9 protein-coding genes are annotated in these 13,506 nt (G+C 57.9%); 4 read left to right on the forward strand and 5 right to left on the reverse strand.

The window, feature by feature from the left end:
* Positions 1-73 precede the first annotated feature (73 nt).
* Positions 74-2,119: a glucose PTS transporter subunit IIA gene (locus tag CGERO_RS04990; RefSeq protein ID WP_123933831.1), complete on the forward strand. Its 2,046-nt coding sequence runs from the start codon at positions 74-76 to the stop codon at positions 2,117-2,119.
* Between the two features lie 49 nt (positions 2,120-2,168).
* Here CGERO_RS04990 and CGERO_RS04995 read toward each other — a convergent pair whose 3' ends face one another.
* The 3 genes from CGERO_RS04995 to CGERO_RS05005 are packed head-to-tail and all read right to left on the reverse strand — an operon-like array spanning position 2,169 to position 6,856.
* Complete coding sequence (locus CGERO_RS04995; protein WP_123933833.1) at positions 2,169-3,047, reverse strand: DUF4862 family protein; 879 nt, start codon at positions 3,045-3,047, stop codon at positions 2,169-2,171.
* 2 nt (positions 3,048-3,049) lie between these two features.
* A complete protein-coding gene (locus CGERO_RS05000; RefSeq protein WP_123933835.1) occupies positions 3,050-4,522 on the reverse strand; it encodes an MFS transporter in 1,473 nt (490 codons plus the stop codon).
* A gap of 33 nt (positions 4,523-4,555) precedes the next feature.
* Positions 4,556-6,856: a sialidase family protein gene (locus CGERO_RS05005; RefSeq protein ID WP_245998887.1), complete on the reverse strand. Its 2,301-nt coding sequence runs from the start codon at positions 6,854-6,856 to the stop codon at positions 4,556-4,558.
* Between the two features lie 147 nt (positions 6,857-7,003).
* On the opposite strand from CGERO_RS05005, the gene coaE reads away from it, so the two are divergent.
* From coaE to CGERO_RS05020, 3 genes are all read left to right on the forward strand, one after another.
* Entirely contained in the window at positions 7,004-7,585 is a 582-nt protein-coding gene (gene coaE, locus CGERO_RS05010) for a dephospho-CoA kinase (protein ID WP_123933839.1), read from the forward strand.
* A gap of 5 nt (positions 7,586-7,590) precedes the next feature.
* Positions 7,591-9,696: an excinuclease ABC subunit UvrB gene (uvrB, locus tag CGERO_RS05015; protein WP_123933841.1), complete on the forward strand. Its 2,106-nt coding sequence runs from the start codon at positions 7,591-7,593 to the stop codon at positions 9,694-9,696.
* A gap of 117 nt (positions 9,697-9,813) precedes the next feature.
* Positions 9,814-10,254: a universal stress protein gene (locus tag CGERO_RS05020; RefSeq protein WP_123933843.1), complete on the forward strand. Its 441-nt coding sequence runs from the start codon at positions 9,814-9,816 to the stop codon at positions 10,252-10,254.
* A gap of 40 nt (positions 10,255-10,294) precedes the next feature.
* Here the strand turns inward: CGERO_RS05020 and CGERO_RS05025 are convergent, their stop codons facing one another.
* Positions 10,295-12,541: a HelD family protein gene (locus tag CGERO_RS05025; protein ID WP_342768160.1), complete on the reverse strand. Its 2,247-nt coding sequence runs from the start codon at positions 12,539-12,541 to the stop codon at positions 10,295-10,297.
* Between the two features lie 74 nt (positions 12,542-12,615).
* Positions 12,616-13,458: a DoxX family membrane protein gene (locus CGERO_RS05030; protein ID WP_123933845.1), complete on the reverse strand. Its 843-nt coding sequence runs from the start codon at positions 13,456-13,458 to the stop codon at positions 12,616-12,618.
* Positions 13,459-13,506 lie beyond the last annotated feature (48 nt).

A 13,506-nucleotide genomic window follows, 5' to 3' on the forward strand; every position in this document is an offset into this window, starting at 1 on the left:
CGGTTTCCGTTCCGATTGTGATTGCTTTAACACGCGGGGCGGGGACTATCCATCCTCACTTGAAAGGTGACTCATGGCGTCTTCTGTGAAGCAGACTTCAGAGTTCATCCTGGATAAGGTCGGTGGCGCTGATAACATCGTGTCGCTCACTCACTGTGCGACTCGCTTGCGTTTCCAGCTCGCTGACCAGTCCAAGGCTGATCAAACCGCCCTCGATAACAACCCATCCGTCCTTGGTGTCGTACCCCAAGGTTCCACCGGCCTCCAGGTGGTCATGGGTGGATCAGTGGCAAATTACTACCAGGAGCTTCAGAAGCTCACCGGTGGCGAAACAGCCAAGTCTTCGGGCAAGAAGGAATACGGCGGGGCACGCGGTAAGTACTCCTGGCTCGATTATGGCTTCGAAGTGCTATCTGATACTTTCCGCCCGATCCTCTGGGCCCTGCTCGGTGCATCGCTGATTATCACCATGCTGGTGCTGGCTGACACTTTCGGTTGGCAAGATTTCCGCGCAGAACAGCAGCCACCGACGTACCAGTTCATGCACGCCATGTGGCGTTCCGTGTTTTACTTCCTGCCCATCATGGTTGGCGCAACCGCTGCTCGTAAGCTCGGCGCTAACGAGTGGGTTGGGGCAGCGATTCCTGCAGCACTTCTGACCCCGGAGTTCCTGGCTATGAAGGAGCTTCCAGAGACCATCGTTACGCAGTCCGCTGCCGGTACTGATGTGTACAAGGTGCCGGTATTCGGTATCACCATGGTGCTCAATGATTACGGCGGACAGGTATTCCCGCCGCTGTTGGCAGCTATCGGTCTGTTCTGGGTTGAGAAGTTGTTTAAGAAGATCATCCCTGAAGCGGTGCACATGGTGTTCGTGCCATTCTTCTCGCTGCTCATCATGATCCCGCTGACCGCATTCCTGCTTGGCCCCATCGGTATCTATGCAGGCGTCGGAATCTCCAATTTCCTCTCTGCGGTTAATAACTTCAGCCCGTTGCTCTTGGCAATTGTGGTGCCATTGCTGTATCCATTCCTCGTGCCGCTTGGTCTGCACTGGCCGTTGAACGTCATCATGATTCAGAACATCGCAACCTTGGGTTACGACTTCATTCAGGGCCCGATGGGTGCATGGAACTTCGCCTGCTTCGGCGTTGTGACTGGTGTGTTGGTGCTCTCCATCAAGGAACGCAACTCCACCATGCGCCAGGTTTCCATGGGTGGCATGATGGCGGGTCTGCTCGGCGGTATTTCTGAGCCTTCCCTCTACGGTGTGCTGTTGCGCTTCCGTCGCTCCTACATGGCGCTGCTGCCAGGCTGTGCCATCGGTGGCTTGATCATGGGTCTGTTCGATGTGAAGGCAAAGGCCTTCGTGTTCACCTCGCTGCTGACCATCCCCGCTATGGAGCCAATGGGCGGTTACGCCATCGGGCTGGCGGTCGCGTTCGCTACTTCTTTGGTGCTGGTTATCGTCATGGATTACCGCACCAAAGAGGAAAAGGCTGAAATCCTTGAGCGTCTCGCCGCAGAGCGTGCTGACACAGAGGCTGAGGCAATCGCTTCTGAGGCTCCCGCCGCTGCTGCACCAGTAGCCGGTGCTGCCGCTGGTGGCGTAGCCACCGCAACCAAGCCAGTGAAGACTGCTCTCGAACCCGGTGCACTCACTCAGATCACCGCTCCGCTGCAGGGTAAGGCCGTCGCTCTTTCTGAGGTACCGGACCCAATTTTTGCAGCCGGCAAGCTTGGCCAGGGTGTGGCAATTCAGCCCACCGGCAGCGAGGTCGTCGCACCTGCCGACGCCACCGTGCTGACGGTACAGAAGTCCGGTCACGCTGTTGGTCTGCGACTGGATTCCGGTGTGGATCTCCTGGTTCACGTCGGCATCGACACCGTGCAGCTCAACGGTGAAGGCTTCACCGTCCACGTGGAAAAGAAGCAACACGTCAAGGCTGGTGAAAAGCTCATCAGCTTCGATCCCTCCTTCATCGAATCCAAGGGTTATAACACCATCACGCCTGTGCTGGTGACCAACACCCCGAAGTTTGAGGCGGTTCAAGGTGCTACCGCTGACAATGCCGACGCCAATACCGTGGTGATCACCACGAAGGCGAAGGAAGCATAAAGATTCTTCAACCAAATTGAGCCGCTCCGTTTTCGGAGCGGCTCAATTGCTATGTGCAGCAGAGGTAAATGTTTTCGATCATTCCTAATCGCTCTTGCAGCGTGGCATGTTGAGGAACACAACACTTTGCGCCGAGGTACGCCACTTCACCAGCCAGCTCGCTGGCCTTCGCTACTTGTTCCGGTGTCATCAATGATGCCGGTTCATCGCTACTCAGTGGCAGGTGTCCATCAATCCATGCCGGACCGTACTCGGTGGCTAGAGGGGAAGCCCCGGAGAAAATGACCCCGGCCAGCAGTCCACTTTCCGCGGCCTCGGCGACGTGTTCGTTCGGGCGCTGATCGCCACGTGACCCCACAGCGGAGCGTCCCCAGTTCAGTGAACAGTGCACGCCCGCGGCATGTGCTACTGCGAGTTCTTCTTCGAGCAACAAGAATCCCTTTTCTGCCTGATGTTCTTCGGATTGCTCATCGCAGTGTTCAATCACGATACGGGCACCGCACCAGTCCCATTCCAAAAGGGTTTCAAGCGATTCCTGAAACGCCTCTGGAGTGGCACGATTCGTGGGGGCGGAATGTAACGCCACCCAATCAACGATGTGTCCATGATCCTGGTGCAGCGCCTCCAGTGCGTCACGTAACTGTGAGGTGAACTCTAGCGCTTTGGCTCTGCCGGAGACCTCGGGAGAAGCGAGGCCGAAGTTTGGGTCATCCCACACATTCACCATGGTGCCCGGAATTGCTGTCAGCACACTGTGCGTGAAACGGCCTTCCAACATTTCGCCGAGCACGCCTTGGTGAAGTTGGCCGGGATACGGGATTTCTAAACCATCAACCCAACCGGTTTGAGCGAGCAGGTCGTAGTATTCCCGCTGACTTTCAAGATCGCTTGGCTGTGAGGCATAAGCGCCAACGACAAAGTGTTTCATGGTTATGCCCTCGCGATGATTTCATCGTTGCCGTCCTCGGGGCGAACCGCGGAGACGTCGACAAGCTTTTGTAACGCGCGGGGAAGATTTAGGCCGATTGACAAGACCACTAATCCCGCAAATCCGACAGAGAGAACCGCCAACGCTCCACCAAAGCCCAAGGAGCCACCGGCAAGAGCAGCGCCAAGCACGGGGCCGACAGCACCGCCGAGCGCACCGACGTTGTAGCAGAACCCCAGCCCAGCGGCGCGTCGCTCGATGGGGAAGTAGGATGCCACCCACTTCGGCAGCAGTCCAGAGATGCCTTGACCGAACATCTGGTTCACAAAGAGCAACACCGCCACCAGCGCAACGAGCTCGCCATTTTGCATGAACAGGGGGAACACGATGGTTTGGGAGATGATGATGGAGATGGCATACCAACGACGCATACCGAAGCGATCGCCCGCGAAACCGGCGAGGATATAGCCAGCCGCATTGCCGAAACCTGCGAAAGTGATCACGTTCGCAACCGTGTCCGGATCCATGCCTACGTCTTTGAGATAGGTAGGCAGCAGACCCTGGATGGGCCAGGTGTACATGAAGGAGGCAAAGATCGTTACCATTATGGCCACGCCAATGACCCAGCGCTTCGGATCAAACTGATACACGAAGAAGATGAAGATGCCGGCGCAGAGCACGCTCAGCGGCACAATGACTGCGGCGCCCACTAGGCGGGAGAAAATGAGCAGCAGGAACAACGCGGCCAGCACCACCAACACGACGTTCAAGGCGCGACGCGAACCGCCGAAAAGAACGGCGAGCATATCGTGCTGTGCTTCTTTGCTCTGCTGTCGCTCTTCCCAATCGTCGGCCTCCGGCAGGGAGCGTCGCATGTAAATGGCCACCACGATGGGCACGATGCCCGTGAGGAACAATGCGCGCCAGCCCCAACCGGGGTGCCAGCTTTCTACCCACGACACCAAGTACTTGTCCACCTGGGCAGCCAGAATCACACCGAAGGCGAAACCGGAGAGTAGAAAGCCGGAGGCCTTATTGCGCATGTGCCTCGGCCAAGATTCGATGATGTAGGTCGCCGAGGAAGAATACTCGCCTGCCATGGCAAAGCCGATCACCAGGCGGCAAATGAAGAGCAACCAAAATCCCGGAGAAAACGCCATGAGGATTGAGCCGGCCGCGAACAGAACGATCGAGGCGACCATCGCAGGTTTGCGTCCCAACTTGTCGGCCATAGCACCGAGCACCAATCCGCCGAGCCAACGAGAAATGAAAGCGGCGGAAACCAGCGCGGCTGACTGCACCAGGCTCAATCCGAAGGCGTCTCGGATGGCTGGCAGTGCAAAGGAGATGAGCACGAAATCGTAGCCGTCGAGCAACACACCGAGCCAGGCTGCAAAGAAGGCCTTCCACTTTTCTTTGCTCAGTTGCTTATACCAGGGTTGGTTGGCGGCATCCGCTGCCGTGCGAGCGTTCATGGCTAAGAGGTCCTTTCCGAACGTTTGAGGGTGCTAAGCGAGGGTCTGGCGCGAACCTTGCAGCCACGCCAGGGGGATGCGGCTGAAATACAGCCCTTGTGTTTCGCGTTCCCACAGCAAACCGATGTCACCATCCGCAAGCTGAGTCATGCATTGATAGACGTAGTGGCGAGGTTGGAATACCCGATTGTGCGGCCAGGTCTGCCCTTCATCGAAGCTGAGTCGGAGCACGCCGCATCCGCGGAAGGGCAGCATCTGCGAGGCATTCGCGAACACCAGGGCCTTATTACCTTCCGCATCGATGGAAATGGCGTTGGGCTGGGAGAAAATCTCCGTGAGCTGTTCTGCATAGTCCACTTCACCCCAGGTCTCACCGCCGTCCTCGGACACAGCATGTCCAACCCTGCCGGAGGGGTGCTGGTTGCGCATGTAGACGTGCACGCGGCCTTCGCCGTCCTCAACGAGCACCGATTCATGCAGTGAACCGCGATCATCGCTGAGGTTGCGCGAGTGGATTTGCTTGCCGAACAAGTCGCGATTGTCATTTGGGGAGGCACCACGCCGCCAGGTTTGCCCCGCATCGTCGGTGAAAATGGCGCAGCAGGAGAAGGTTTTGCCCTCTTCGTGATTGAAATACGCCGGTACCAGGATGCGCCCTGCGTGCTTGCCGTGACGCAATTGGATGCCATTGCCCGGTGAGGTCCCGATGAAGCGCATCCACGGTTCCTTAATTTGTGCGGTGATATCCACGGGAGCTGACCAACTTGCTCCTTCGTCGTCGCTGGTGATCACCTGCACATACGCGCTTCGGTGGCTGAATAGACTTTCTGCGGAGTCCGCACCATAGGCGAGATAAATATTGCCGGCAGGTGATCCCCCAGCATCGACGTTGCCTTGGGCATCGACACGAAAATTGGTGGGTGTGCCGTCAAGCTTTTCGACGCCCCCTTCGCCCTTCAACACATACTGTTCTCCTTGGCGATCATGCAGCAGCATTTCCCCGGACTCGTTGAAGCCGGTGCCAACTTCGCAGTTTGGCTGGCCGATTCCGCCGGGGAAGTGGTCGATCACCACCAGCACCTTTCCGCTGTCTCGGTCTTGAACCAGGACGGAATCGATCACACTGGCCCCGAGGCGGCCTTCGCCGGGGTATTCGATCAGTGTCTGCATCGCTTCCCATGTGCGTCCGTCGTCCAGGCTGCGGCGCATGACGAAGTCAATGTCATTTGGGCTGTCATTGGCGATGCTTACTCGTCGGTCAGCGCCAGCGAGGATCACTCCGGAATCGAGCTTGAGCAGCGAGGGGATTCTGTAACTTTTGGAACCGTGAAAGCCGGTATCGAACAGCGCCCTCGTTTCGATTGGGCTCACGCCTGCGAGACGCTTGACTTGAGCATCGCTAAGAACTGAGTCAAAGATCGCGGCAGTTTGCGCCTCACCAAATAGCCGTGACTGTTCAAGATTCATACCAACGGTAACCGCAGTGATTGGGGCGACGTCACCGAAGAAGCAGGCACCGGGTTCAAGTGCTACTTGATAGCCGTCCACGTAGAGCACGAGTGCTCCGCGTCCGGACACAAGGACAACGTCGTGCCATTCACCGTCGTCCCATTGCCCGGGCGCATGTACGCTCGCCAGCGTACTGGTGTGATCACGGGCGATGTAGCGCAGGCCTCCGTCGAGAAGCTCAAGGGTGAGAGTGCCTTGCTCGCCGCGTGCCTCAATGATGGTGCCGCCCTGGCCGAGCCCGCGGGAGCGGAAGCGTGCCCGCCAGGCTCCGGATTGCAGTTCGCCACAGCGGCGAGCGTCTCTCGGGGAAAGGTGTGATGCAGCGAATTCAACGAACGGGACTGCAGCGGATGCCTTTGCCACCATTTGGGCGGTGCGGAGTGCTTCGCTGTGCAACTCGAGCGATTGAACTTCCATGATCTCTGCGGGATCAATGCGGATCTCGGAGACCTGTAGTTCCTTGAACCAGCCGATTGGGGTGGTGTGAAACGCCGCATATCCGTCGATGTACAGGGCGAGCCCCTGCTGGTCGGCAACGAGGCCGAGGGTGTGGAGCTTTGAGTCGTCAAGCCCGAGTGTGTCTTCAGCATCCAGATGTCTGTGGACGTGACCAATACGCAAATGACCGTCAATTCGGCCGCCCGTGATGTTCAAGCTGAGGTGCCCGGCGTCGCCGTGAATGCTGAGCAATGCTCCGTCGATGCTGGATCGGAACTGGAGGGTCAATGTGCCCTCGAGGCAATCGCGCAGTGATCCGAGAGCGTTTGCTGGGATGGTGTGCGGCACTGGGCTGCTGAAGTGCAGCATTGATGAATGTGTACTCACTGTTTTCCTTTGTGGTCTCGCGGAAAGCGATGTAAGACGTCTGACAAGTTCGTTTATACATCAATGTGTTTTGGGTTAGGGCCAAAGATAACTGTGGTAGATGTCACTTCCTAGAAGGTTTGTACTGAAGCACTACAGTAAGAAGGCATGAAGATTGGTTTGACTGGAGGGATCGGCAGCGGAAAGAGCACCGTCGCACGGTTGATGGCTGCGCGAGGGGCACGGATTGTTGATGCGGATCACATTGCCCGTGACATTGTTAAACCCGGCAGCGCGGTTCTGCGGCAGCTAGCAACAACCTTTGGCGAGGACATCATCAATGATGACGGCAGTTTGAAGCGCCAAGAACTGGCAAGACGAGCCTTTGTGAGTGAAGAGAGCACACAACGGCTCAACGCAATCACGCACCCTGCTATAGCGAATGAAATCCGCCGGGCCTTGCAGCAAGATGGTACCGTGGTGCTTGACCATCCGCTCTTGCTTGAAACTGCTTCAGATGCGTTGGTGGACTACGTCGTGGTGGTAGATGTACCGGCAGGTCAGCGAGTGCGCCGGTTGGTGGACCAGCGGGGATTGGACGCCGAAGATGCCAAAGCTCGGATCGCCCGACAGATGGGGGACGAGGAACGCCGACAAAGAGCGGATTACCTCATTGACAATTCGGGTGACCTGCCCGCGTTGGAGCGTCAAGTGGAGCAGGTCTGGGAGGAGCTACACGCGCTACAGTAGAGCGCATGGCTTTTGCTTCTGAGCACCCCGAAAAAATCAACGCTGACCTCTCCGACTTTCGCCCTGTAGAAGAGGTAGAGCGCAGCGATGGCCAATTCGAGGTCGTGTCCGAATACCAGCCCGCCGGTGACCAGCCCACCGCGATCGCGGAGCTGGATGAGCGCCTGAACAGGGGCGAGCGCGACGTGGTTCTGCTGGGTGCCACCGGTACCGGTAAGTCCGCCACTGCCGCCTGGCTGATTGAAAAGCAACAGCGACCAACCTTGGTGATGGCGCCCAACAAGACGCTGGCTGCGCAGCTTGCCAACGAACTACGCCAACTGTTGCCCAACAATGCGGTGGAGTACTTCGTCAGTTACTACGACTACTACCAGCCCGAGGCTTATATCGCGCAGACGGACACCTACATTGAGAAGGACTCCTCAATCAACGACGATGTCGAGCGCCTTCGCCACCGCGCCACCAGTTCGCTGCTATCCCGCCGCGATGTGGTGGTGGTGAGTTCGGTCTCCTGCATTTATGGCCTGGGCACCCCGCAGAGTTATCTGGACCGATCCGTGATGCTGCGAGTGGGGGAGGAAGTGGAGCGTGATCGCTTCTTGCGCCTCCTCGTCGATATTCAATACGCGCGCAATGACGTGGGCTTTACTCGCGGTGCCTTCCGCGTCAAGGGTGACGTGGTGGACATCATCCCCGCCTACGAGGAGCTGGCGGTGCGCGTGGAATTCTTCGGCGATGAGGTGGACGCGCTCTACTACATCCACCCGCTCACCGGCGACGTCGTGCGGCAGGTGGAAGAGGTTCGCATCTTTCCCGCAACCCACTACGTGGCAGGCCCCGAGCGCATGGAAAAGGCCGTTGCCGATATCAAGGAAGAATTAGCTGAGCGCCTGGAAGATCTGGAAAACCGCGGCAAGTTGCTCGAAGCGCAGCGCCTGCGCATGCGCACCGAATATGATCTCGAGATGATCGAGCAAGTGGGCTTTTGTTCCGGTATCGAGAACTACTCACGCCACCTGGATGGCCGCGCCGCGGGTACCGCTCCGGCCACGCTCCTGGACTATTTTCCGGAAGATTTCCTCACCATTATCGACGAATCGCACGTCACCGTCCCGCAAATTGGCGGCATGTTTGAGGGCGATATGTCGCGCAAGCGCAACCTGGTGGAATTCGGTTTCCGCCTACCCTCGGCCTTGGACAACCGGCCGTTGACTTGGGAAGAATTTGAGGCGCGGGTTGGGCAGACCGTCTACCTCTCCGCCACCCCAGGTGATTATGAAATGGCCGCGGCCGGGGGCGAATTCGTCGAGCAGGTTATTCGCCCCACCGGGCTTCTTGATCCCAAAGTCGATGTTCGCCCAACCAAGGGACAGATCGACGATCTCATCTACGAGATTAGAGAACGCACCGCAAAGCAGGAGCGCATCTTGGTCACCACCTTGACCAAAAAAATGGCTGAAGATCTCACCGATTATCTCTTGGAAAACGACATCAAGGTGCGCTACCTCCACTCCGATATTGACACGCTCCAGCGAGTGGAATTGCTGCGCCAATTGCGCCTGGGCGAGTACGACGTATTGGTGGGTATTAACCTCTTGCGCGAGGGTTTGGATTTGCCCGAGGTCTCGCTGGTGGCCATCCTCGACGCAGACAAAGAGGGCTTCCTCCGGTCTACCCGCTCTCTCGTGCAGACAATTGGCCGTGCTGCACGTAACGTCTCTGGCGAGGTGATCATGTACGCCGACAAGATCACCGAATCCATGCAGTACGCGATCGACGAAACCGAGCGGCGCCGCGAGAAGCAAATCGCCTACAACAAAGAGCACGGCATCGATCCGCAGCCGCTGCGCAAGAAGATCGCCGACATCCTCGACCAAGTGGCCGAATCCAAAGGTGAGGAGGCTCCCAGCGCAACGAGCGACGCACTGGTTGCCGAACAACGCGACATCTCCAATATGCCTACGGAGCAGGTTTCCAAGCTTATCGACGAGCTCACGGCCGAAATGGGTGCCGCAGCTAGGGAGTTGAAGTTTGAGCTTGCCGGTCGCCTGCGAGATGAGATCGCCGAACTGAAAAAGGAACTTCGCGGCCTCCAGGATGCCGGTATGTAGTTGCTAGTTGGGGGAGTGTGTGCCTCGATGCGCCAGGTCTTGAGGAAGTTGTTACACTTGTTGGCATTGTGAGCGCATGAAGCTCACCAGCCCTAATCATGTTCGAGAAAGGTTCCCATGAGCGATTATTCCACCATCGTAGTTGGCACTGACGGCTCCAAATCTTCCATGCTTGCCGTGGAGCGCGCCGCCAAAATTGCCGCGGCTTTCGACGCAAAGCTGATCGTTGGTTGCGCCTACTACGAAACCAAGGAAGACGCCTCCAAGACCCTGCGCCAAGATTCCGTGACGGTACTTGGTAATGATCCGGCACAGCAGAATCTGGACAAAGCTGCAGCGCATGCCAGCGAAGCCGGAGCTCAGAACATTGAGACCGCCATCCGCCCCGGCACTCCCGTGGAAGCATTGATGGCAATCGTCAACGAAAACGACGCCGACCTGCTGGTAGTGGGCAACCGCGGCATTAACTCGCTCACCGGTCGCCTGCTTGGTTCGGTTCCAGCCGATGTTGCACGTCAGTCCGATTGCGACGTCATGATTGTTCACACCGTGAGCTAGAAACGCAAAAAGAAAAGCGCGTGCCAGGCACGCGCTTTTTTCATGGCATTAGGCCAATCACATGCAAGCTCTGAGTCGCCCGGGTACAGGCGACATAGAGATCCTGGTAGCCCTGGGGAGAGGCTTCAACGATGCTGCGGGGGTGAAGCAACACCACATGGTCGAATTCGAGACCCTTAATCTCACTCACTCCCATTATGCCGCTGCCCGCAGCATCATCGCTGGTGATCACCGCGGTGAGCCTATCGGGGTCGCGTTCACGCAGCTGCGCGGCAACATCCAAGGCGTCAGCATCGGCGGGGTGGTGGTGAATGGGTTCGTTGGATCGTCGCAAAGCAATAGCGCGAGGTGCATGGGGTGCAAAGTGATCCAGGATCTCGTTGGCAACCTCCATGATCTCGGCCGGGGTGCGGTAGTTCACGCTTAACTGATGAGTACGAAAACGCTGATCCACAAATGGCGAGAGGGTTTCCTGCCAATCATCGACACCCGCCGGGTTCCCCGTCTGAGAAGTATCTCCAACGATCGTCATCCAACGCGAAGGGCTGCGGCGGAAGACCATGCGCCATTCCATCGGGCTCAGCTCTTGCGCCTCGTCGATGATCACATGACCAAAGGCCCATTGGTGATCCTGCGCAGCTCGCTCGGCGGTACTTCGTTGATCCCGCACCTGTTGCCTCTCTGCGAGCGTTTCGGCGTCCACAACGTCATGCGCTGAGAGAATCTCGGCATCACTTTCGTCATCCAGGTCGGTGTTCTGGGATCCGATGAGCACGTCGAGCGCCTCCGAAGCCTCAGCCACCTGTTCTCGCCAGCGCTGTTGCTGCTCTTGTTGCTGTTGCTCGGGGTCTTGTACTCCGATGCGCACCGCAAGTTCGTCGAGCAGCGCAGCATCCGAGGCTGCCCAGGCAGATCCCGGCGCCCGAAGCAAGGCCGCATGAGTGTCCTCGTCATAATCGAACGCCACGCGCTCAATCATGGAGGCGTCCTCGAGAAGTGAGCGAAGAAGCTGCGTTGGTTCGAGTTTCGGCCAGAACTCGTCTACGAGTTGCGCAAAAATGGCCGACGCGCGCACATCGTCGTGCAATTGTGCAAGATCGCCAGCACCCAGCAGATTCCCACCACCCAAGGGATCTGCACCAATGCGGTCTCTCATGGCATGGGCGAGCTGGTCGGCGAGGGCCTCGGCGAACATGCTCCGCGCTTGATTGTGCGGTTTGCGGCTACGACGAGCCCTCGTACGGGCGGCCTTGATCATGGATACGGTCAACGTGAGCTCAAGCCCATCGATGCTGACGTTTCGATCGGACTCAGGCAACATCTGGTACTCCTTGACCAAACGATCAAGCAGCACCACCATTTCCTCACTGCCTTTGACCTCTCTGCTCAAGACACTTTCTGAAGCGGTGGCATGCACGCCAGGGTAGAGGTCGCCCACAGTGGAAAGCACCACGCCTGTTTCGCCGAGCTCCGGCAGGACTCTCGAGATGTACTCCAGGAAGGTGGTGTTTGGGCCCAAGATGAGTACGCCGGTTTTCGCTAGCTGTTCGCGCCAGGTGTACAGCAGGTACGCCACGCGGTGCAGCGCTACGGCAGTTTTTCCGGTGCCCGGCCCGCCTTCAACAACCAGAACCCCGCGGTGCTCGTCGCGGATGATTTGATCTTGTTCGCGCTGAATCGTTTCCACGATGGAGTTCATGTGTCCTGTGCGTGCAGCCTCAAGCGCTTCATGCAGCGCGGTTTCACTGCCAACACCAGCTCGGTGATCAGCCGCGATATCGCCCGAAAGCACCTCCTCGTGCACACCTGTGACTTTTGTTCCCTTGGTGCGAACGTGCCTCCGCAGCTCCACATTTTCCGGTTGAGCGGTGGTGGCCAAGTAGAAAGGCCTGGCCATGGGGGCGCGCCAATCCAAAAGAAGCGTGCGGTAATCGTCTTCGCGGTCCATCAACCCCATGCGGCCGATATATCGGCGATCAACGCCGGGCCGCCCTTCAACCGGGTTGTCAATCAATTCCTCGGGCACGTCCGCGACATCGATGCGGCCGAACACCAATCCAATCTGCGCCAGGTTGAGCCTGTCGATCTTCTCATTCAGCGCGTGGTATTCCGTCTCGCGGCGAAGAAGCGCCTCAGCATCGGGGTTGTTCGGATCCACCCCGAGCATGACCGCCTTTAGGCGCGCCTGAGCAAGCGACACTTCCTCATCGAGTGTGGCAAGCAGCTTGTCGACGTTCCCCTGCTCCTCATCGATGGCGTGACGTTCATCGAAGTTCTGCCGATTCAGTGAACAATCCTTTCAACGAATGCAAAAGCCCCATCATAAACGATGGGGCGATGCTGGCAAGTGCGGATTTGAACTTAGATGTTCTTCACTCGCTTTTGTGCCTTCTTCAGCGCCTTCTCGGCGTCCTTCTGCAGTTTGCCATAGCGCTTATCGGCCTTCTTCGCAGCGCGGCCCGATGCCTTTTCAGCCTCGGCGAGGGCATCCTGAGCGCGATCCTGGGCGCGGGCTGCTGCCTTCACGACCTTCTTCTTAGCGGCCTTGGTGTTCTTTTGGGCAGCTTTGAGCCAGTCGTCCTTGTTGTCGTCAACATAGTCTTTGGCGTTACCAGCGGCGTCTGCAACCTTCTCAGAAGCATCGCCGATCCAATCCTTGGCGGAGGAAGCGAACGCGGAAGCCTGCTCCTGAGCGTTCTCGGTGAACTTCTCGGTTTCAGACTTGGTGGGCAGTGCCTTCTGCACCTTCTTGTTCGCAACCTTTGCCGCGTGGCCTGCGCGCCACTTCAAACCGGGCTTGCCTTCGGTGTCCAGGCTGGTAATGGCCAAACCACCGATGAGTGCAAGGTTCGTCAGGAACCCCTGGCGACGCTGCACCTTCTCCTCGCGGGAATCGGCAGCCCAGAACGCGTTGCGAGTAATCAGGGTGGGCAGTGCCAGCAGTGCCAGCACTGCTGCAGAAAGGCGAGGAGCCTTGCCGAGAGCCAACAAGGAACCCGCGCCGATCTTGGTGCCACCAACAGCCTTGGCCACGGTCTCGGGATCCTTCGGGATGAAGGAAGCGTACTGGCGCGGCAGCAGAGAACGAAGGTTGCTGGTGACGGCCTCAGTTGCCTCAACATGAGCCTGGGTGTTCATTACGGTGTCTGCACCATCCGCAATGTACACGGAAGCAATCATTGGACGAGCAAGTTTACGGATCATGTATAGAATCTCCTTGACAGTTAGAAAAGCTATTTGAAAGGGGAGTAT

Origin of the sequence: Corynebacterium gerontici (assembly GCF_003813985.1) — a bacterium.
Lineage (GTDB): Bacteria > Actinomycetota > Actinomycetes > Mycobacteriales > Mycobacteriaceae > Corynebacterium > Corynebacterium gerontici.